General features: G+C 50.2%; 20 protein-coding genes. 13 read left to right on the top strand and 7 right to left on the bottom strand.

Going from position 1 to position 21,546, the window contains the following annotated elements:
- Nucleotides 1–59: 59 nt before the first annotated feature.
- The 3 genes from VJY99_RS00730 to tolC form a co-directional block, all read right to left on the bottom strand.
- On the bottom strand, nucleotides 60–1,220 hold the full coding sequence (locus VJY99_RS00730) for a glutathionylspermidine synthase family protein (protein ID WP_324115382.1): 1,161 nt from the start codon (nucleotides 1,218–1,220) through the stop codon (nucleotides 60–62).
- Nucleotides 1,221–1,226: 6 nt separating this feature from the next.
- Nucleotides 1,227–1,916 carry a DUF1190 family protein gene (locus VJY99_RS00725; protein WP_324115381.1) on the bottom strand — a complete coding sequence of 230 codons (690 nt, stop codon included), beginning with the start codon at nucleotides 1,914–1,916 and terminating at the stop codon, nucleotides 1,227–1,229.
- A gap of 169 nt (nucleotides 1,917–2,085) precedes the next feature.
- Complete coding sequence (gene tolC / locus VJY99_RS00720) at nucleotides 2,086–3,594, bottom strand: outer membrane channel protein TolC (protein WP_324115380.1); 1,509 nt, start codon at nucleotides 3,592–3,594, stop codon at nucleotides 2,086–2,088.
- A gap of 205 nt (nucleotides 3,595–3,799) precedes the next feature.
- Between tolC and nudF the strand changes: the two genes are divergently transcribed.
- The 8 genes from nudF to VJY99_RS00680 all read left to right on the top strand — a co-directional run bounded on the left by nudF (nucleotide 3,800) and on the right by VJY99_RS00680 (nucleotide 10,302).
- Nucleotides 3,800–4,432, top strand: coding sequence for an ADP-ribose diphosphatase (gene nudF, locus VJY99_RS00715; RefSeq protein WP_324115379.1), 633 nt, complete (start codon nucleotides 3,800–3,802; stop codon nucleotides 4,430–4,432).
- A 2-nt stretch (nucleotides 4,433–4,434) separates the two neighbouring features.
- Entirely contained in the window at nucleotides 4,435–4,857 is a 423-nt protein-coding gene (locus VJY99_RS00710) for a DUF1249 family protein (protein WP_324115378.1), read from the top strand.
- Nucleotides 4,858–4,882: 25 nt separating this feature from the next.
- Complete coding sequence (gene cpdA / locus VJY99_RS00705; protein WP_324115376.1) at nucleotides 4,883–5,710, top strand: 3',5'-cyclic-AMP phosphodiesterase; 828 nt, start codon at nucleotides 4,883–4,885, stop codon at nucleotides 5,708–5,710.
- Entirely contained in the window at nucleotides 5,710–6,285 is a 576-nt protein-coding gene (gene yqiA / locus VJY99_RS00700) for an esterase YqiA (protein WP_324115375.1), read from the top strand. Before cpdA ends, yqiA begins: the two co-directional genes overlap by 1 nt.
- Before the next feature lie 44 nt (nucleotides 6,286–6,329).
- Nucleotides 6,330–8,225 carry a DNA topoisomerase IV subunit B gene (gene parE / locus VJY99_RS00695; RefSeq protein WP_324115373.1) on the top strand — a complete coding sequence of 632 codons (1,896 nt, stop codon included), beginning with the start codon at nucleotides 6,330–6,332 and terminating at the stop codon, nucleotides 8,223–8,225.
- Between the two features lie 316 nt (nucleotides 8,226–8,541).
- Nucleotides 8,542–9,687 carry a transglutaminase family protein gene (locus tag VJY99_RS00690; RefSeq protein WP_324115372.1) on the top strand — a complete coding sequence of 382 codons (1,146 nt, stop codon included), beginning with the start codon at nucleotides 8,542–8,544 and terminating at the stop codon, nucleotides 9,685–9,687.
- Complete coding sequence (locus VJY99_RS00685; protein WP_324115370.1) at nucleotides 9,659–10,021, top strand: mercuric transporter MerT family protein; 363 nt, start codon at nucleotides 9,659–9,661, stop codon at nucleotides 10,019–10,021. Before VJY99_RS00690 ends, VJY99_RS00685 begins: the two co-directional genes overlap by 29 nt.
- Nucleotides 10,018–10,302, top strand: coding sequence for a heavy-metal-associated domain-containing protein (locus VJY99_RS00680; protein ID WP_324115368.1), 285 nt, complete (start codon nucleotides 10,018–10,020; stop codon nucleotides 10,300–10,302). Before VJY99_RS00685 ends, VJY99_RS00680 begins: the two co-directional genes overlap by 4 nt.
- Before the next feature lie 100 nt (nucleotides 10,303–10,402).
- On the opposite strand, the gene VJY99_RS00675 is transcribed toward VJY99_RS00680, so the two are convergent.
- The 4 genes from VJY99_RS00675 to qseB all read right to left on the bottom strand — a co-directional run bounded on the left by VJY99_RS00675 (nucleotide 10,403) and on the right by qseB (nucleotide 13,462).
- Entirely contained in the window at nucleotides 10,403–10,720 is a 318-nt protein-coding gene (locus tag VJY99_RS00675; RefSeq protein ID WP_324115366.1) for a putative quinol monooxygenase, read from the bottom strand.
- Between the two features lie 30 nt (nucleotides 10,721–10,750).
- Entirely contained in the window at nucleotides 10,751–11,332 is a 582-nt protein-coding gene (locus tag VJY99_RS00670) for an NAD(P)H-dependent oxidoreductase (RefSeq protein WP_324115364.1), read from the bottom strand.
- 118 nt (nucleotides 11,333–11,450) lie between these two features.
- Nucleotides 11,451–12,806 carry a quorum sensing histidine kinase QseC gene (qseC, locus tag VJY99_RS00665; RefSeq protein ID WP_324115362.1) on the bottom strand — a complete coding sequence of 452 codons (1,356 nt, stop codon included), beginning with the start codon at nucleotides 12,804–12,806 and terminating at the stop codon, nucleotides 11,451–11,453.
- On the bottom strand, nucleotides 12,803–13,462 hold the full coding sequence (qseB, locus tag VJY99_RS00660) for a quorum sensing response regulator transcription factor QseB (RefSeq protein ID WP_324115360.1): 660 nt from the start codon (nucleotides 13,460–13,462) through the stop codon (nucleotides 12,803–12,805). The genes qseC and qseB overlap by 4 nt, the downstream gene beginning before the upstream one ends.
- 193 nt (nucleotides 13,463–13,655) lie before the next feature.
- Here qseB and VJY99_RS00655 point away from each other — a divergent pair, with 193 nt between their 5' ends.
- The 5 genes from VJY99_RS00655 (at nucleotide 13,656) to VJY99_RS00635 (ending at nucleotide 21,544) form a co-directional block, all read left to right on the top strand.
- Nucleotides 13,656–14,066 (top strand): YgiW/YdeI family stress tolerance OB fold protein, encoded by a 411-nt coding sequence (locus VJY99_RS00655; protein ID WP_324115359.1) that lies wholly within the window; start codon nucleotides 13,656–13,658, stop codon nucleotides 14,064–14,066.
- Between the two features lie 284 nt (nucleotides 14,067–14,350).
- Complete coding sequence (parC, locus tag VJY99_RS00650; protein WP_324115357.1) at nucleotides 14,351–16,621, top strand: DNA topoisomerase IV subunit A; 2,271 nt, start codon at nucleotides 14,351–14,353, stop codon at nucleotides 16,619–16,621.
- An 83-nt stretch (nucleotides 16,622–16,704) separates the two neighbouring features.
- Nucleotides 16,705–17,460 (top strand): 1-acylglycerol-3-phosphate O-acyltransferase, encoded by a 756-nt coding sequence (locus VJY99_RS00645; protein WP_324115355.1) that lies wholly within the window; start codon nucleotides 16,705–16,707, stop codon nucleotides 17,458–17,460.
- A gap of 120 nt (nucleotides 17,461–17,580) precedes the next feature.
- Nucleotides 17,581–18,993: a cell division protein FtsP gene (ftsP, locus tag VJY99_RS00640; RefSeq protein ID WP_324115353.1), complete on the top strand. Its 1,413-nt coding sequence runs from the start codon at nucleotides 17,581–17,583 to the stop codon at nucleotides 18,991–18,993.
- Between the two features lie 259 nt (nucleotides 18,994–19,252).
- Nucleotides 19,253–21,544: a YgiQ family radical SAM protein gene (locus VJY99_RS00635; RefSeq protein WP_414641549.1), complete on the top strand. Its 2,292-nt coding sequence runs from the start codon at nucleotides 19,253–19,255 to the stop codon at nucleotides 21,542–21,544.
- Nucleotides 21,545–21,546: the final 2 nt, after the last annotated feature.

Genomic DNA, 21,546 nt, shown 5'->3' with positions numbered 1-21,546 from the left:
TGCCTGCAAATTGAATTATTTAGGGTAAGAATACGATGCGATATTCGCGTTTTTTATTCTTACTCTACAAACACATGCGGATAGAAACGTGAAAGATCCTGAGTAATTAACTCGCGATCTTCACGAATGCCGATCCCCGCAGGTTGATCGTTGATTAGCCAACTTCCGATCAGCACATAGCTGTCACCGAATTTCGGCAATGGATAGAACTGCTGGACGATCATGCCTTCTTCACCGTAAGGGCCATCGACACGAGCAATTTCTTCGCCGTTTTCGATGATCTTCACATTCGCACCTTCGCGGGAGAAGATGGGCTTCACCACATACTTATCCATCGCCGGATAGCTATCTTCGGCGAAATAAGCAGGCAGCAGGTTTGGATGATCCGGGAACATTTCCCACAGCATTGGCAGCAATGCTTTGTTGGAGATAATACTCTTCCAGGCCGGTTCCAGCCAACGTACCCCAGCATCTTCGAGCTTGGTGGAGAACATCTCACGCAGCATGAATTCCCATGGGTACAGTTTGAACAGGTTACTAATCACCTGATCCTGCAGATCGGTAAACTGGCCTTTCTCGCCCAGGCCGATATCTTCCATGTACACGAACTCGCTGGCCACTTCTGCTTCTGCGGCACAATCTTGCAGGTACTGAACCGTACCGCGATCTTCAACCGTATCCTGACAACAAGCGAAATGGACCAGGTTGAAACCGTGTTGCTGCTTCAGTTCGGCAAAACGTTCAATGATCTTCTCTTGCAGGCTGTTGAACTGATCGCTTTCAGCTGGCAGATTCCCAGCCTGGATCTGATCTTCGAGCCAAATCCACTGGAAGAACGCCGCTTCATATAAAGAGGTTGGTGTATCAGCATTGTTTTCCAGCAACTTTGGTTCGCCAACGCCATCCCATGCAATATCCAGGCGTGAGTAAAGTGACGGTTGCTGGGTACGCCATGACTGACGCACAAATTCCCAAGTGTGCTTAGGAATGCGAAATTTAGCTAACAGCTCATCGCTGCTCACCACTTTCTCGACAACCTTCAGGCACATCTGATGCAATTGAGCCGTCACGTCTTCCAGGCGATCAACCTGGGCAAGCGTCAGCTTGTAATAAGCATCTTCACACCAGTACGGTTCGCCATACATAGTGTGAAAGTTGAAACCGTATTCTGTGGCTTTCTCGCGCCAATCCGGGCGCTCAGTAATCGCAATTCTTTCCATAATTTCTTAGCCACCCATGGAACGAGAAGTGCCAGTTGCTCGGGTGCCTGTTGCGCTGCTGCTGCGCTGCATAGTCGATTGTTTAGCGACTGAATCACCGAACCCGCCGCGTGTCACCGTGCTGGTGGTGGCAGGTTTAGGTGCCATCGCAGTTTTCGGTACAGTTGTCGTACGGCCAGGAGTGGCGGCACCGTAGTTCTTACCACTGGCGTCGGCATATTTACCGTAAGCAGGGCTTGCTGGGTTCTTTGAGGTAAACAGTGGTTGCTGCGCAAAGCCCGCACCGCCGCCCATTAGACGACCCATCATGTAACCGGCCATCAATGGCATCCAGAAGCTGCCGCTTTGCTGTGGTTGTGCCTGAGCTTGTTCACCCGCCAGGCTAGCTTGCGCAGGAGCTTGTTGGCATTGGCCTTCACCAAACTCAGCGATACATTCTTCACGCGATTTATATTTAGGTGCAGTACGTTCTGCTTCTTTTAGCGCGTTATTGAAGGAAGTTGTACATTCGGCACTTTTGCCAGGATTAGCTTGAGAGCAGTCATCCGCATTTTGATACATGGAGACTGTTTCGTCATTTTGCTCGCAACCGGCAAGCATAAACACAGCGGTAACCGCCAATGCAACCGGCGTTAAATGGCGAGCGCCCCAGCTTTTGCGGAACGATGCGTGGTTTATGATTTTTGTCCGTTTCATTTATCTGTCCTGAGCCCAAAGGGGTGAAGCTAATATTGTGCTTAGAATAGGGGATGAATGGTTGAAATTAAAGCGATGACGGGCATTAGGAGGGCGATCTTTACTTTGCCTTACGTTCAATGTCGCAAGTTGTGATGGGGGCGTATAGCCACGCCCCCAAATAACGTCATCAGTTACCGAATGGGTTAGTTGATTTGGTACTGGTTGTTGAAACTGGAGTCGCTTTTGCAGGTGTTGCAATGTCAGGTGTTGCCGTGTCAGTCGTTGCTGCGGTGTCCGCTGAATAACCATCTGCGAGAGCATTCTGGTCTGGCGTTTCTGGAGCAACATTTTCTGGAGTCGTTGGTACTGGTTTACCTAATGTTCCGTTTAACGCAACAAGATCCTGTTCGTTAAGCGTACCCAGTGCTGACTTAATATTCAGCTGGTTGATCAGGTAGTTATAACGAGCGCTGGAAAGCTGTTGTTTTGCGTTATACAGCGTAGTGGTCGCATCCAACACATCAACGATGGTACGAGTCCCTACGGAATAACCGGCTTCCATTGCATCTAAAGAGCTTTGTGCAGACACAACCGCTTGTTTGTAAGCGTTGATAGTACTGATAGACGCATTAACGTTGTTAAACGAAGAGCGAACGGTTTGCACTACGCTACGATGCGCGCTTTCAAGTTGCTCGCTCGCGCCTACGAAGTTGTATTGCGCTTGTTTCACCTGAGAGTTTACGGAACCCCCGGTGTACAGCGGCAAGGAGAAGTTCAGGCCGATTTTATTCTGGCCCATATCGCTGTCATCGTACTGCGTACTATTTGTTTTAGAACCGCTGTAGGTGGTGTTGGAAACACCCGTCGATGCAGTCAAGCCCACGGTTGGCATGTGGCCGGTTTCTGCGTAGCGAATTTGCTCGCGAGCCAGGTCTTGAGACAGGCGTGCTTGCAACAATGCCAGGTTACGTTTTTCCGCTTCTTTCAGCAGATTATTCACACCATCAGGCTTGTTGGTTTTGAAGCCGTCAACATTCAGCGATGCCAAAGACGGGTAATAATTACCGGTTACCTGGCGCAGCGTTTCTACCGCGTTATCCAGATTGTTTCGTGCAGTCACTTCGTTCGCTAATACGTTATCGTATTGTGCACGGGCGTTCTGTACGTCGGTAATGGCTACCAAGCCTACGTTAAAGCGCTGAGTGGTTTGATCCAACTGACGATAAATAGCCTGTTTCTGTGCTCCTGTGAAGGACAGTGCATCAATGGCACTCAACACATTAAAATAGGCTGTTGCAGTATTCAGAATCAGAGTTTGTTGGTCAGTCTGATAAGTGACATCTTGAATACCCGCTGATTTTTCTTGCAGGGTCAGAGCACGCCATTTCGACATATCAAAAATGGTTTGCGTCAACTGCAAAGAGGCACTGCCCGCCCTGGAGTCGATGCCATTGGCATCACTAAACCCATTGGTGTATTCATAATCAGCACCAAGGCCAAGCTGTGGCAGCAACGGGCTGCGCGCTTCGTTAATTTTTTCGAATGCGGCATCACGGTCAGCAGCGGATTTGCGCAAGTCCGGGTTGCTTAAACGTGCCTGCTGATAAACCTGCATCAGGTTTTCTGCTTGGCTCATGGCACTGAAACCCGTTAGGCTCAGACCGATAAGAATTGGGAGCAGTTTCTTCATTTGCATTCCTTGTTGTGAAGCAGAAATTATTTGTTAGCGCTGACAAGAGCCGGAAATGATCACCGATTTTAGCAGAGTCTGCCAGCAGGGGCGCTTGGCGTAATGTGCCATTGACCCTTAATTTTCATCAATCTATCACATAGGAAATGAAACGGCAGTCAAACTGGCTTGAAATTACCCATTTCATAACCATTTAAATCAGGAAATCATAATGACTAAGCAAAACGATCAACTCGTCACATTAGCCAAAAACGATGTTGAAATTATTGCACGGGAAACACTTTATAGCGGTTTTTTTTCGTTGGATCTGTATCGTTTCCGCCATCGCTTGTTTAATGGCGAAATGAGTGGCGAAGTTTGTCGTGAAATTTTAGAACGCGGGCACGCTGCAGTACTGCTACCCTATGACCCTGTGCGGGACGAAGTTGTCTTAATTGAACAGATTCGGATTGCCGCATATGACACCAGCACCAGCCCGTGGTTGCTCGAACTGGTTGCCGGGATGATTGAAGAAGGTGAAAGCGTCGAGGATGTCGCTCGTCGTGAAGCAGTTGAAGAAGCTGGGGTGATTGTCGGTCGCACTAAACCGGTCATCAACTACCTGGCAAGCCCTGGTGGAACCAGCGAGCGTTTATCAATCCTTGTTGGGGAAGTCGACGCAACGACTGCGAAGGGCATACATGGTCTGGCAGATGAAAACGAAGACATTCGTGTTCATGTCGTGAGCCGGGAACAGGCTTATCAGTTAGTAGAAGAAGGGAAAATCGACAACGCGGCTTCAGTCATCGCACTGCTTTGGCTGCAATTGCATCATGAGAAATTAAGAGAAGAGTGGAATCGATAAACATGAAGCGCTATACACCTGACTTCCCTGAAATGATGCGCCTGTGCGAAACCAATTTCGCACAACTACGACGCTTGCTTCCTCGTAATGATGAGGTGGGTGAAAAAGTCACTTATCAGGTTAGTAGCGCTCAATATCGACTCTCTATCCTTGAGTCGACCCGTTACACGACACTTGTACAAATCGAACAAACAGTCCCGGCGATAAGCTACTGGAGCCTACCGTCGATGTCGGTCAGGCTTTATCATGACGCGATGGTCGCGGAAGTGTGTTCAAGTCAGCAGATCTTTCGTTTCAAAGCACGGTATGATTATCCTAATAAAAAGTTGCATCAACGCGACGAAAAGCATCAAATTAATCAGTTTCTAGCTGATTGGCTGCGTTATTGTTTAGCGCATGGAGCGATGGCGGTTCCGGTTTGTTAGTGAGGGTGAAACCTAAGGACACCATTTGGAAAGCCTGTTAAATCTTCCTGTGGCCGGTGGGGGCCAGATCAGGATTTTGCAAATTACAGATACCCACCTGTTCTCTGGAAAGAACGAAACGCTGTTGGGCATCAATACCTGGATGAGTTATCAGGCTGTTATTTCAGCTATTCTCGCTGAGCAGCGTCATTACGACCTTATTGTTGCAACTGGGGATTTAGCCCAGGATCACAGTGCGCAGGCATACCAACATTTTGTTGAAGGCATTGCGGAGATTCCTGCGCCCTGCGTTTGGCTGCCTGGCAATCATGATTTCCAACCTGCGATGTTTAGCTCGTTGCTGGAAGCGGGGATCTCCCCTGCAAAACAAGTTTTTCTTGGCGACCATTGGCAAATATTGCTGCTCGACAGCCAGGTCTTTGGCGTCCCACATGGCGAACTGAGCGACTTTCAGCTCGACTGGCTAGAGCGTAAGCTCGCCGGTGCGCCTGAGCGTCATACGCTATTACTGTTGCATCATCATCCGGTTCCCGCGGGTTGTAGCTGGCTGGATCAACATAGCCTGCGCAATGCTGCAGAACTTGATGACGTGCTGCAAAAATTCCCAAAAGTGAAAACACTGGTGTGCGGCCATATTCACCAAGAGTTAGATCTGGACTGGAACGGAAGACGAATGCTCGCAACACCGTCAACTTGCGTGCAATTTAAGCCGCATTGCTCCAACTTCACTCTCGACACCATTGAACCGGGCTGGCGTTGGCTGGAACTCCATCCAAACGGCGAAGTGACCACTGAGGTTTGCCGCCTGAAAGGTGCGGTGTTCAACCCAGATACCGCATCAGAAGGGTATTGATGTCTACGCTACTTTATTTACACGGTTTCAACAGTTCGCCGCGTTCAGCTAAGGCGACCAGCCTGCAGGCTTGGCTTGCGCAGAATCATCCGCACATCAATATGATTATCCCGGAACTCCCACCCTATCCTGCCGATGCGGCAGAGTTGCTGGAGTCCCTGGTACTCAAGCATGGCGGTGAATCGTTGGGAGTAGTCGGCTCCTCTTTAGGGGGCTATTACGCGACCTGGTTGTCGCAATGTTTTACGCTGCCAGCGGTAGTTGTAAACCCAGCGGTGCGGCCTTTTGAATTGCTCGTGGATTATCTTGGCACTAACGAGAACCCCTACACCGGGCAGCAATATGTGCTAGAGTCACGCCATATTTACGATCTTAAAGTCATGCAAGTTGACCCGTTAGAATCACCAGATCTCATCTGGTTGTTACAACAAACGGGTGACGAAGTGCTTGATTACCGCCAGGCAGTGGCGTACTACACCCCCTGCCGTCAGACGGTAGAATCCGGTGGCAATCACGCCTTTGTGGGCTTCGAAGATTATTTCACCCAGATCGTCGACTTCCTTGGCCTGCATTAAGGCCTGATGTCGAATTCCTGTTTCGCAATCTGAACGAATAAACCATGACGCAATCCAGTTATAACGCCGATGCCATTGAGGTACTCACCGGGCTTGAGCCTGTTCGCCGCCGCCCCGGGATGTACACCGACACCACCCGTCCAAACCATTTGGGTCAGGAAGTCATTGATAACAGCGTGGATGAGGCGCTGGCAGGGCATGCGAAGCGTGTTGATGTTATTCTCCATGCCGATCAGTCATTAGAAGTCATTGATGACGGGCGCGGCATGCCGGTTGATATCCATCCGGAAGAAGGCGTTCCGGCTGTAGAGCTCATTCTTTGTCGTCTGCACGCAGGCGGTAAATTCTCCAACAAAAACTACCAGTTCTCTGGTGGTTTGCACGGCGTAGGTATTTCGGTCGTTAACGCCTTATCAAAGCGCGTCGAAGTCACGGTACGTCGCGATGCGCAGGTTTACAGTATCGCTTTTGAAAACGGTGATAAGGTTCAGGAACTGGCCGTCGTCGGGACTTGCGGCAAACGCAATACCGGTACCAGCGTTCACTTCTGGCCAGACGCCTCGTTCTTCGACAGCCCTCGTTTTTCTGTTTCTCGTTTAAGCCATTTGCTGAAAGCCAAAGCGGTTTTATGCCCAGGTGTTGAAATCACTTTTACTGACAAAGTGAACAATACCGAGCAGCGCTGGTGTTATCTGGACGGCCTGAAAGATTATCTGAGCGAAGCGGTAAACGGTTTACCTACGCTTCCGGACTCACCGTTTGTCGGCAACTTTGCAGGCGACGTAGAGCAAGTCGACTGGGCACTGTTATGGCTACCAGAAGGTGGCGAACTGCTGACTGAAAGCTACGTCAACCTGATCCCGACCATGCAGGGCGGGACTCACGTCAACGGTCTGCGTCAGGGTTTACTTGATGCGATGCGCGAATTTTGCGAATACCGCAACATTCTGCCACGCGGTGTAAAACTCTCAGCGGAAGATATCTGGGAACGTTGTGCCTACGTGCTGTCGGTGAAAATGCAGGATCCGCAGTTTGCTGGGCAAACTAAAGAACGCCTGTCATCACGCCAGTGCGCAGCCTTTGTTTCGGGTGTCGTCAAAGATGCCTTCAGCTTGTGGCTGAACCAGAACATCCAAATTGCGGAACAACTCGCAGAACTGGCGATTTCCAGTGCGCAACGTCGCATGCGTGCCGCCAAAAAAGTGGTGCGTAAAAAGCTGACCAGCGGCCCGGCGTTACCAGGAAAATTGGCAGACTGTTCCGCGCAAGATTTGAGTCGTACTGAACTGTTCCTTGTAGAAGGGGATTCCGCGGGCGGTTCTGCTAAACAAGCTCGCGATCGCGAATATCAGGCGATCATGCCGCTGAAAGGTAAGATCCTCAATACGTGGGAAGTTTCCTCCGATGAAGTGCTCGCGTCGCAAGAAGTGCATGACATTTCGGTGGCGATCGGTATCGATCCGGACAGTGAAGATCTGAGCCAGTTGCGCTACGGCAAGGTTTGTATCCTTGCGGATGCGGACTCCGATGGACTACACATCGCGACTTTGTTGTGTGCATTGTTCGTGCGCCACTTCCGCTCACTGGTTCGTGGTGGCCACGTTTATGTCGCGATGCCGCCGTTGTACCGTATCGATCTGGGCAAAGAAGTTTATTACGCGCTAGATGAAGAAGAGAAAGCGGGTGTGCTTGAGCAACTTAAACGTAAGAAAGGGAAACCGAACGTGCAGCGCTTTAAAGGGCTGGGCGAGATGAACCCACTGCAATTACGTGAAACCACGCTTGATCCAAACACTCGTCGCCTGGTGCAGCTCACGATTGACGATGAAGATAACGATAAAACCATGGCAATTATGGATATGTTGCTTGCGAAAAAACGTTCTGAAGATCGTCGCAATTGGCTGCAAGATAAAGGCGATATGGCGGATATTGAAGTCTAGTGTCTTTGAAAGGATAACTTGATCAATAGAAAGCAAAATATGCTCATAAAAGAAGCATAATTTGCCCGGTTGGCTGAGTTTTGAGCAAGGAAGCTCTGGTGAGGTTGGCTATTCCTGATGATGTCTGGTTCATCTTTCGGGCCAGGGTCACATTAAAAAGAAAAACAAATCCCACCCGTGTACGCTTACACCCAGAAACCGTAAAGATTTTGATCCAGTTTATTATTGGTCAGCTTTTCTTACTGCAAAATAACAATCCACCTCCGCAGTTGCGGGGTTAAGCGCCAGCTTTTCTGGCAACTGAAGGTATATTTCTATGGAAAGACGAAACTTCCTGAAAAGTGTTGCAGCACTGTCAACTATTGGTCTGGTTCGCCCATCGTTTTCAGCAACTCAGCATATTGATAAATCTGCATTGAGTTCTTCCGATACTCCCCGCCGCTTTGTGGTGACACAAACGTATAATCTGAAAGCACCTGCAGGCTCCAAAGGTAAAGTTAATCTGTGGATCCCCATACCGGAAGACACCACCTTTCAGACATTACTCAACCTTTCCTTCAACGGCAACTACCAGCAAGCTAGCCTGACGGCCAATAACCCTTATGGTGCCAGAATGATTTTCGTTACCTGGCCAGACTCCGCAGGTGCGCTGGAAATTAAAGTGGAGATGACGATTGAAACTCGTGATTGGGAAGTCCTTAAAGACAATACGTTGGCCAACTGGCTGCTTCCTGAACACGACGCTATCATCCCGGACGAGATTAAACCTTTCCTGCTGGCTACCCCTCATATTCCAGTCGACGGTGTAGTAAAAGAAACTGCTCTGAAAATTGTCGCAGGTGAAAAATCACCCATCAAACAGGCACGGTTGATTCACGACTGGGTCAGCACGAATATGCATCGCGATGATGCAGTCATCGGCTGTGGCACTGGAGATGTGGGCGAAATACTTAAATCGGGCAAATTGGGTGGCAAATGCACCGACATTAACTCAGTCTTTGTCGCGTTATGTCGTGCCGTCGGGATCCCGGCCCGTGAAATGTTCGGTATTCGCCTCGGTGCCAGTCGTAAACTGGGGCAGTATTCAAAGAAAGCCTTCGGTAGCGCAGATGAACAGGGCATCGCTAAAATAAGCGGTGGTCAGCATTGTCGCGCGATGTTCTGGCTGGCAGGGTTTGGCTGGATACCCGCTGATCCAGCGGATGTCACTAAAATGCGTCTGACTGAAAAGAAAGAGAACGCAGACCCGGCCGTGAAAGCGGTTAACGATTACCTGTTTGGTAACTGGGAAATGAACTGGGTGGGCTTTAATCATGCCCGCGATTTCGCGCTCTTCCCGGCAGCGGAACAAGGTGATATCAACAATCTGGGTTATCCGTATGCCGAGGTAGATGGAGATCCTTTAAACTTCTACGATCCAGCGGCATTCAGTTATGAATACATCAGCACAGAACAGCATTAAGGGGAGTTTAATCACTTTGCTGGCGGCATTAATTGCCGCTGGCGCATCCACACTGTGCTGTGTTGGACCTTTGTTGTATCTGCTGTTCGGTATTTCCGCAGCAGGGCTGACAGGGATCCCAACGCTTCCATGGTTACAAGTCCCGATGGTCACAGTGGCTTTGGGGCTGATGGCTCGAGGATTCTGGCGGTTGTATTTGTCCCCTAAACCGGTATGCACTCATGTTGTCAGCCGTCGGACACTCGTCTGCTTATACTGGTTGTCAGTGCCACTGGTACTGTTCCTGACCACTTATCCGTATGTTTTACCTTGGATATGGGAGAGTTTGGAATGAAGATATTTGTTTGTCTGGGGCTGCTGCTGTTTGCACCTCTGAGTTGGGCTACTAATAAAATGGTCACTGTTGATATCAGCCAAATGAACTGCCCACTCTGTGTTATCTCTATAAACCAGGCTTTGCGTAGCACTGATGGGGTTATCAAAGCGAAAGCATCCTTAAAAACGCATCAGGCGGAAGTTATTGTCCCGCAAAGTTTTGATAACCAACAGTTGCTGACGGCGATTGCCAAAACAGGGTTCACTGGCCAAATCCACTCGAGTACTGACGTGCAATAATCTCCACCCTTCCTACCGACGCCCCATCGCAGGTGCAACTTACAGCCAAAAAAAAGGGAGCAGGTGTAAACACCGCTCCCGTTATTTTTCAGTCAGCCGATTACTTAATCGCGTCTTCCAGAATATGGATATGAACATCCAGCACATCGTCTTTGACGGCGACGCTGTGATCTTTCATATGCTGGGTTTGCAGATGTGCTTCGAGATGAGCAACGCTCTCCCATTTTTCCAGCATAAATACGGAAGCGGGTGCCGTAGTCTGGAAAGCCACTTGCGCGTTATGGTCAACCAATGGTGCATAACCATGGCAGCCTTCTTCTTCCAGCACGGTAGGAATAATTTTTGCAAAGGCATCTAAAACCGCCTGGCGATGATGAACGCCTGGGCGGGTACGAATTTCAGCTATCACTGTTAGCATGACCTACTCCTGTATAAGTTTACTCAACAGTTAAGCAAAAATTTGACCGAGATGCTCGCGGTATTCTGCGATAAAACGCGGCACATCAGGTACTTTCATGACATCGTTAGCAATAAATGTCGGCAGACCTTCCATGCCAAGGAACTGGTTAGCTTTGTGGAATGGCAGATAAACGCCATCAACACCCACGCCATGGAAGAACTGTTCTTTGTCTTCAAAGGCTTGCAGCGGGGCGTTCCATGTCAGGGAAAGCATATAGGTTTTGCCTTGAATCAGGCCGCCGGAACCATACTTTTTCTCAGCATCAGAACGGGTACGGCCATCGCTGGCATACAGCGAACCATGACCTTCAGTGAACACATCATCGATGTATTTCTTCATGGTCCACGGCGCGCCCATCCACCAACCTGGCATTTGGTAAATCACGGTGTCGGCCCACAGGTATTTTTCGACTTCTTCTTTTAGGTCGTACTCGCTGTCGGTGCGGGTAACCACAACATCATGCCCGAGGTCGCGTAAAAAGCTTTCCGCGACGTCGGTCAGGGTGTCATTGAGTTGGCCATTAGAGTGCGCGAATTTTTTCGCACCATTGATAATCAGGATATTGCTCATAGTTAGTTCTCGAATTATTGCGTCTGGGGCGTAGTTTAATGTGAAACCCATCACGATTAAATGCTATGCATGGCAAAGACTTTTGCTTAAAACGCAATAATCCGAGGGGGGACGGTTTTTACCAACGAATCCTTACCTGGAAACCGCCACTGTCGGTATTCAAAAATAGGGCCTGCATACCATGTAAAGCAGCAATGCGCCGCACGATGGACAACCCTAGCCCGCTGCCCGTTTTCTCCTGTCCTGGGGGGCGGAAAAATCGCTCACCCAGGGAAGTTAAAAACTCTGGGCTGACCCCAGGTCCGTTGTCGGTAATCGTTATTTCGCGGCGTTGTAAAACAACCTCCACCACGCTGCCACGCGGGCAATAACGTACTGCATTATCCAGTACATTTCTCACCATCAAACTCATTAACAGCAGTTGCCCCTGCCGTTTCACGTTCGTGTCCTGGATATCAAGACGGATATCGATGCCTTCGCGCACGGCCTGGTGCCATGCGTCCATCACTGCATTTTGCAGCAATAATTGAAGTTCGACTTCTTGCACATCGTCCAGACCCGCTAAAGAATCCAGGCGTGATAACGTCAGTAACTGATCGACAAGACGCGTGGCACGATCAATTCCCAAACTGAGATTAGTGAGGGCATGATCTCGTACCGGCTCGTCGTCTTGCGCAAGTTGCGCGACTTCGGCCTGCACTTTTAATGCGGCAAGCGGGCTGCGTAGTTCGTGTGCTGCATCGGAGGTAAAACGCCGCTCGCGCTGCATTAATTCCCTGGTGCGTGAAAATAGCTGATTGAGCGCAATAACCAGTGGACGCACTTCTTGTGGCAGAGTTTGAGTCGGGAGTTCGCTGTCATCGTCAGGCTTGCGGGTATGCAGTTGATTCGCCAGTTTATGAAGCGGGGCGAGGGAGCGGCTCACCAACCACACCAGTAGAAGCAAAATCAGCGGTAATGCGATAAGCCATGGTGTGAGCTGCGACAACACAATATCCAGCGCCAGATCTTCCCGGTATTCCCATTCCTGACCCACCACAATACGGTATTTCCCGTCTGGTGTGGTGACCCACACCATGCGCCACTTATCGTCGTCGCCTGCCAGCGTGCCATCTACGAATCCGTCACGTTGGTAACGCCAGGTGAGGTTGCGCCCATTGTCGCCATCATTGAGTAACAGCAACCCATCGGTTGTGTAAATGGCGAAAGCCAGCGTGTCGTCGTCCTGTTTGCCGCGATGATGGGAAATCATGCTTTTGGTACGCGGAAGTTGTGCTTCACCCTGCATATTATCCAGCGTTAACGCACTCAAACGCTTGGCAAACAACACCTGCTGGGTATCAAACAATTTGTTGAGTGTTTTGCTGGTTTGATGCCAGGCGGCGGTGCTTGCGCCAAACCATGCCAACAGAGTCAGCAAAATATACCCGGCAATTAATCTGGCGCGTAAACTCTGAGTCACTGTTTTTATCATTCTTCGCCCAACGTATAACCAATTCCGTGCACCGTTCGAATAAACCCGCTGCCGAGTTTGCGGCGTAAATGGTGGATATGAACTTCCAGCGCGTTTCTGGAAACATCGTTATCCCAGTTATAAAGTTTTTCTTCGATAAGCGCGCGCGGTAATACGCGCCCGGGGTTACGCATAAATAATTCCAGCAAGGCAAACTCTTTGGGCTTTAACTGCAATGCTTCACCTTCGCGATTGACGGTTAATTTAATCGGGTCAAGTTCGACACCCGCGTGATTAAGTGTCGATTGAACTTGTCCATGATTACGGCGAATTAAAACCTGAAGCCGAGTGGCAACTTCTATTAACGCAAAAGGTTTACACAAGTAATCATCGGCACCGAGTTGCAACCCTTCGACCCGTTGTTCTAACGCGTCGCGCGCAGTTAAAATGAGCACGGGTTCGGTTCGACCGTGACGACGCCAGGTTTTTAGGATATCCAGCCCGTCGATTCCCGGTAGACTTAAATCCAGTACCACCGCATCGTAAGGAGCTAGAGCTAGCGCCGATTGACCCTGGGGGCCATCGATAAACCAGTCGACGGTAAAGCCCATTTTGGTTAGCCCTGCATTTAATCCATCGCCAATGAGCTTATCGTCTTCAATGAGTAAAATGCGCATGCGTTGTCCCTAACGGTATATTTACCGGAAGTTAATAACTTTTGTGCAGGCGTGTACAGGGAAAAAATACGATGCTTCAGCAATGTGCATAATTTTCTAAAAAAAACGATTTTAGAAGGGGGAATTAAGATCGCGTTAAGATCTGTCGGGTTAAATAGCATCAAGAAATTCATTCATATAGGGAAAATAAACAATGAAAAAAATAGCCGCTATTCTGACTATTCTCGCCATCAGCGTTGCACCTGCCATCGCTGCACAACAGGGTGGATTCTCTGATCCAAACGCCCCAGCACCCCAAACCACAACTCAAAACCAAACTGCTGGTGGGTTTGTTGGCCCAAGTGGTAGCAACACCACCGCAGCCCAGGCAAAATCACTATCTGATGATACGTGGGTCACTTTGCACGGCAAGATTGAATCACGCATTGGCGGTGATCATTACATCTTCCGCGACACAACCGGCACGATTAACGCTGATATCGACCATAAACGCTGGAATGGCCAGACCATAACCCCACAGGATACTGTTGAAATTCAAGGGGAAGTGGACAAGGACTGGAACTCCGTTGAAATCGACGTAAAACAAATTACTAAAGTTAAATAATTCCCCTCCATGAGCCGCATTTCGCGGCTCATTTCATATCACTCACTTCTCTCAAAGATACGCACTCCACTGTGACTACGACTGCCAGATAGGGTACTATCGGCACCAATTACGCCGTTTATACCCGTCATATTTCAAGCTGCATGTGCGTTGGCTGCATTCACTCACCCCAGTCACTTACTCAAGTAAGCTCCTGGGATCCCTGAGTTTGCCGCCTGCCTGCAACTCGAGTTATTTAGGGTATGTGGCCACACTCGGCTCGTCAGTTTGAGGATGAATAATTAATGAGTGATTTAACTCATGATGGTGCAGAACGCCTTGCGCTGCACGAATTCACGGAAAATGCGTATCTCAACTATTCCATGTACGTCATTATGGACCGCGCTTTGCCGTTTATTGGTGATGGGTTAAAGCCCGTACAGCGTCGCATCGTCTATGCGATGTCAGAGTTGGGATTAAGCGCCAGCGCTAAATTCAAAAAATCAGCCCGTACCGTTGGTGACGTGCTGGGTAAATACCATCCGCACGGCGACAGTGCCTGTTATGAAGCGATGGTTCTGATGGCGCAGCCGTTCTCTTACCGCTATCCGTTAGTTGACGGGCAGGGGAACTGGGGTGCACCGGATGATCCGAAATCCTTTGCTGCGATGCGTTATACCGAGTCGCGTCTGTCAAAATACGCTGAAGTGCTGCTGGGTGAAATAGGGCAGGGGACGGTCGACTACGTGCCGAACTTTGACGGCACCATGCAGGAGCCGAAAATGCTGCCTGCGCGTCTGCCTAACATTCTGCTCAACGGCACCACCGGTATCGCGGTCGGGATGGCTACAGACATCCCACCACATAACTTGCGTGAAGTAGCGAAAGCCGCAATCACCTTGATTGACCAGCCGAAAACCACGCTCGATGAGCTGCTGGATATTGTGCAGGGGCCGGACTATCCAACCGAAGCCGAAATCATTACCCCGCGTGCTGAGATTCGTAAAATCTACCAGAATGGCCGTGGCTCTGTGCGCATGCGTGCGGTATGGAAAAAAGAAGATGGCGATGTGGTGATTACCGCGTTGCCTCATCAAGTTTCCGGTGCTCGCGTGCTTGAACAAATCGCCAACCAAATGCGTGCTAAAAAGCTGCCAATGGTTGAAGACTTGCGCGATGAATCGAACCACGAAAACCCGACGCGCCTGGTGATTGTTCCACGTTCCAACCGTATCGACGTAGAACAGGTAATGAATCACCTGTTTGCTACCACCGATCTTGAGAAAAGCTATCGTATCAACCTCAATATGATTGGTCTGGATCACCGCCCGTCGGTGAAAAACCTGCTGGAAATCCTGACTGAATGGCTGGTTTATCGCCGCGAAACGGTGCGCCGCCGCCTGAGCTATCGTCTGGAGAAAGTGCTTAAACGCCTGCATATCCTCGAAGGTTTGCTGGTGGCGTTCCTCAACATTGACGAAGTGATTCATATCATTCGTACCGAGGATGAGCCGAAGCCGGTGCTAATGTCGCGTTTCGAATTAAGCGAAACTCAGGCTGAATCCATCCTTGAGCTGAAATTACGCCACCTCGCGAAACTCGAAGAGATGAAAATTCGCGGTGAGCAAGGCGAACTGGAAAAAGAGCGTGACCACTTACAGGGTATTTTGGCGTCCGAGCGCAAAATGAATACCTTGCTGAAGAAAGAATTGCAGGCTGATTCAGATGCTTATGGCGACGATCGCCGTTCACCATTGCGTGAGCGTGGCGAAGCGAAAGCCATGAGCGAACATGATATGACCCCGTCAGAACCGGTCACCATTGTGCTCTCGCAAATGGGCTGGGTGCGTAGCGCCAAAGGCCATGATATTGATGCGCAAGGGCTTAACTACAAAGCGGGCGATAGCTACCTGGGTTCAGCTAAAGGTAAGAGCAACCAGCCAGTGGCGTTTATCGACTCTACTGGGCGCAGCTACGCGCTTGACCCCATTACGTTGCCATCGGCGCGTGGGCAGGGCGAGCCGCTGACTGGCAAACTCACGCCGCCGCCGGGTGCCATTGTTGAGCACGTATTAATGGCGCCAGACGACCAAAAACTGCTGATGGCTTCTGATGCGGGCTACGGTTTTGTTTGTACCTTCAATGATTTAGTTGCGCGTAATCGTGCGGGCAAAACGCTTATTTCATTGCCGGAAAACGCGAAAGTCATGCCACCGATGGAAATCTCAAGTGCTGACGATGTACTGCTGGCGATTACCGCGGCAGGTCGCATGTTGATGTTCCCGGTCGCTGATTTACCGCAACTGTCCAAAGGGAAAGGGAATAAAATCATCTCGATTCCTTCTGCTGAAGCGGCAAAAGGCGAAGACAAACTGGCGCATTTATTTGTCTTGCCGCCACAAAGCACCGTCACTTTGCATGTTGGCAAACGCAAAATTAAACTCCGCCCGGAAGAGCTGCAAAAAATTACCGGTGAGCGCGGTCGTCGCGGCACACTGATGCGTGGCTTACAACGCATTGATCGTGTTGAAGTGGATTCACCGCTCCGTGCCAGTGCGGGTGACAGCGAAGAGTAAACGAGTTCTGGCGGTTGCGAGGCCGCCGGTTCCGGCAATTATTTAGGGTATACTTGTCAGCGATTTTGGCTTTTGAGGTTGTTATGCTATCCATCGTACGTTTTATAATCGTTATAATTTATTGCCTGCTGGTGTGCATTTTTGGCTGCATTTATTGTTTGTTCAGCCCACGTAACCCACGCCATGTTGCTACGTTTGGTCATCTTTTTGGGCGTCTTGCTCCCGTTTTTGGTTTGAAAGTTGAAAACCGTTTACCGGCGGGTGTCGAAAATCATCCAACAGCGATTTATATCTGTAACCACCAGAATAACTTCGACATGGTAACTGCTGCGGGTATTGTGCAGCCGCCAACGGTGACTGTCGGGAAAAAAAGCCTGCTATGGATCCCGTTCTTTGGCCAAATTTATTGGCTAACCGGGAATATGCTTATCGATCGTGATAATCGTTCCAAAGCGCTCAGCACGATTTCCCAGGTGGTGGCACAAATTCAGAAACGCAATGTGTCGGTCTGGATGTTCCCGGAAGGGACTCGCAGCCGTGGCCGTGGCCTGCTGCCATTTAAAACAGGTGCATTCCATGCCGCAATTGCTGCGGGCGTCCCCATTATTCCGGTATGCGTTTCTAACACCAGTAATAAAATAAAACTAAACCGTCTGAATAACGGTTTAGTCATTATAGAAATGTTACCGCCAATTGACATCAGTCACTACGGCAAAGACCAGGTGCGCAAACTTGCCACCGATTGCCGTGAAATTATGATGGCAAAAATCGACGAACTCAATAAAGAAGTCGCGGAGCGCGAAGCTTCCGGCCGAGTGCAAAGCAAGCAAGCGAACTAATCGCTTTTAAACCCTAAATCATTCGAGTGCAGCCAACCCCCTGCAATTTGAAGTATGACGGGGATATTTTGGCGGTACGTTTTGTATCGCCCAACGTAAGTCAGTTTACATGGAGTTATTATGTCACTCAGTCGGCGTCAGTTTATCCAGGCATCAGGAGTCGCACTTTGTGCAGGCTCAGTGCCACTGAGGGCAAATGCGGCAGGAATGCAGCAACCTTTACCGGTTCCCCCTTTATTGGAATCGCGCCGTGGCCAGCCTTTGTTTCTGACGTTACAACGGGCGCATTGGGCATTTACTGGCGGTGCAAAGGCACCCGTTTGGGGCTTGAACGGACGTTATCTTGGGCCGACCATCCGCGTATGGAGCGGCGATGACGTGAAGATGATTTACAGCAACCGTCTGCAAGAAAACATCTCCATGACGATTGCTGGTTTGCAAGTACCAGGCCCGCTAATGGGGGGGGCTGCACGTATGATGTCGCCAAATGTAGACTGGGCTCCGGTTCTGCCGATTCGCCAACAGGCTGCAACGTTGTGGTATCACGCCAACACGCCAAACCGCACTGCGAAACAGCTCTACAATGGCCTCGCCGGTATGTGGCTTATCGAAGATGAAGTCAGTAAATCGTTACCGATCCCAAACCATTATGGTGTCGATGACTTCCCGGTCATCATTCAGGATAAGCGCCTGGATAACTTCGGTACGCCGGAATATGAAGAACCGGGAAGCGGTGGCTTTGTAGGCGATACGCTGTTGGTAAATGGTGTTCAGGGGCCGTATGTCGAGGTTTCTCGCGGCTGGGTGCGTTTGCGTTTGCTTAATGCCTCAAATTCGCGCCGCTATTTGCTGCAAATGAGCGATGGCCGTGCGATGCACGTGATTTCAAGCGACCAGGGTTTTCTCCCGGCACCTGTTTCTGTGAAGCAACTTTCATTGGCACCGGGTGAACGTCGCGAGATCCTGGTTGATATGACAGACGGCAAAGAAGTGTCGATTACCTGCGGTGAAGCCGCCGGTATCATGGACCGGATCCGTGGCTTCTTTGAACCTTCGAGCATTCTTGTTTCCACGCTGGTACTCACGCTTCGGGCCACCGGCTTGCTGCCTTTGGTGACTGATACGCTACCCATGCGCCTGTTACCGGATGAGATTATCAACGGTAACCCGTCGCGCAGTCGTGAAATTTCACTTGGCGATGAACCAGGGATTAACGGCCAACTCTGGGATATGAAACGCCTTGATATTCAAACACAGCAAGGCACCTGGGAACGCTGGACGGTGCGAGCTGATATGCCGCAATCTTTCCATATTGAAGGTGTGAGTTTCCTGATTAAGAACGTCAATGGCGCGGCACCGTTTGGTGAAGACCGCGGCTGGAAAGATACAGTTTGGGTTGATGGACAAGTCGAGTTGCTCGTTTACTTTGGTCAACCTTCCTGGGAACATTTCCCGTTCCTCTATTCTAGCCAAACGCTGGAAATGGCGGACCGTGGTTCGATTGGACAGCTGTTAGTGCAGCCTGCACCGTAAACCCTACCCGTCATACTTCAAATTGCATGTGCGTTGGCGGCCCTGCTCACCCTGGTCACTGACTCAAGTAAGCTCCTGGGGATTTACTGCGTTGCCGCCTTTATGCAATTCGAATTATTTTGGGTATGCGCCCTTTTATCCTAAAAAGGGCCTTGAATTTTAACATTGCAATAACACTTCATTTTTGACCCCATATCAGCGTATAATCGCCCGCTTTGGTTATTTTTAAATCACTTTTTATTCATTTTTCGGAAGCATTATGAGCTCTATTAGCTTGATCCAGCCCGATCGCGAACTCTTTTCGTGGCCTCAATACTGGGCAGCCTGTTTTGGCCCGGCACCGTTTTTACCCATGTCACGCAAGGAAATGGACGAGTTAGGCTGGGATAGCTGTGACATCATTCTGGTTACCGGAGATGCTTACGTTGACCATCCAAGTTTCGGTATGGCGATTTGTGGCCGTATGCTGGAAGCTCAAGGTTTCCGCGTGGGGATCATTGCCCAGCCAGACTGGAACAGTAAAGAAGACTTCATGCGCCTGGGTAAACCGAATCTGTTCTTCGGTGTGACTGCGGGTAACATGGATTCAATGATCAACCGTTATACCGCTGACCGCAAACTGCGCCATGACGATGCGTACACCCCAGATAACGTCGCGGGTAAACGCCCTGATCGTGCCTCGCTTGCCTATACCCAACGCTGTAAAGAAGCCTGGCGTGATGTGCCAGTTATTATTGGCGGTATTGAAGCGAGCTTGCGCCGTACTGCGCACTACGATTACTGGTCTGATACCGTCCGTCGCTCCATTCTGGTAGACGCGAAAGCTGACATGCTGATTTTCGGCAACGGTGAACGTCCGCTGGTGGAAGTGGCTCATCGCCTGGCAATGGGCGAGAAAATCGACGAAATTAGCGATGTGCGTAACACCGCGATGATGCGTAAAGAAGCGATGCCGGGCTGGTCTGGTGTGGACTCTACGCGTCTGGATATGCCTGGCCGTATCGACCCAATTCCGCATCCATATGGTGAAGATTTACCATGTGCAGAAACTGGTAAACCAGAAAAGCCAATCAACGAAGCGCAAGCTATCGTCGTGAAACCTGCGCCAATGAAGCCGTGGGAAAAAACCTACGTGTTGCTGCCGTCGTATGAAAAAGTTAAAAACGACAAAGTACTCTACGCCCACGCATCACGTATTCTGCACCACGAAACCAACCCAGGTTGTGCTCGTGCATTAATGCAAAAACACGGCGATCGTTACATTTGGATCAACCCGCCAGCCATCCCGCTTTCCACCGAAGAGATGGACAGCGTGTTTGCTCTGCCTTATAAGCGCGTTCCGCATCCTGCGTATGGCAAGGCGCGTATTCCTGCTTACGAGATGATTCGTTTCTCGGTGAACATCATGCGTGGCTGCTTTGGTGGCTGTTCGTTCTGTTCTATTACCGAACACGAAGGCCGCATTATTCAGAGCCGTTCAGAAGACTCGATCATCAGCGAAATTGAAGCGATGCGCGACACCGTTCCAGGCTTTACTGGCGTGGTTTCGGATCTGGGTGGCCCGACTGCCAACATGTATATGCTGCGCTGCAAATCGCCACGTGCAGAACAAACCTGTCGCCGCCTGTCTTGCGTTTACCCGGACATTTGCCCGCACATGGATACCAACCACGAGCCGACGATCAACTTGTATCGTCGCGCCCGTGAGATTAAAGGTGTGAAGAAGATCCTTATTGCATCCGGTGTTCGTTACGACATCGCAGTAGAAGATCCTCGTTATATCAAAGAGCTGGCGACGCATCACGTTGGTGGTTATCTGAAGATTGCCCCTGAGCATACCGAAGAAGGGCCACTTTCTAAGATGATGAAGCCGGGGATGGGCAGCTATCAGCGCTTCAAAGAGCTGTTTGATACCTACTCTAAACAGGCTGGAAAAGAGCAGTACCTAATTCCATATTTCATCTCCGCGCACCCTGGTACGCGTGATGAAGACATGGTGAATCTGGCACTGTGGCTGAAGAAAAACCGCTTCCGTTTGGATCAGGTGCAAAACTTCTATCCATCGCCACTCGCGAACTCCACCACCATGTATTACACCGGCAAAAACCCGCTGGGTAAGATTAGCTATAAGAGTGAAGATGTCGTGGTGCCGAAAGGTGATCGCCAGCGTCGTCTGCACAAAGCGTTGCTGCGTTACCACGATCCAGCTAACTGGCCGATGATTCGTGAAGCGCTGGAAGAGATGGGTAAAAAGCACCTGATTGGTGGTCGTCGTGAATGTCTGGTGCCTTCACCAACGCTTGAGGAGATGCGTGAAGCGCGTCGCTACAATCGTGGGTCTCGTCCGGCACTGACTAAGCACACCGACATGACCCATCAGCGTCGTGCTCCTGCTGCGGCTGCTGGTGCGAAAGTCGCGCCGAAAGCCGCTGGGAAACCTGCTGCGGGAACCAAACCCACGCCTAAAGTTGCATCCAAGCCCGCGGCAGTAGCGAAAGCCGCACCGAAAGGGGCTGGGAAACCGGCCGCTAAGAAACAACGCTCGGCTTAAAT

This window comes from Buttiauxella sp. (genome assembly GCF_035271705.1).
GTDB lineage: Bacteria > Pseudomonadota > Gammaproteobacteria > Enterobacterales > Enterobacteriaceae > Buttiauxella.
This window is presented reverse-complemented; position numbering and strand designations above follow the sequence as displayed.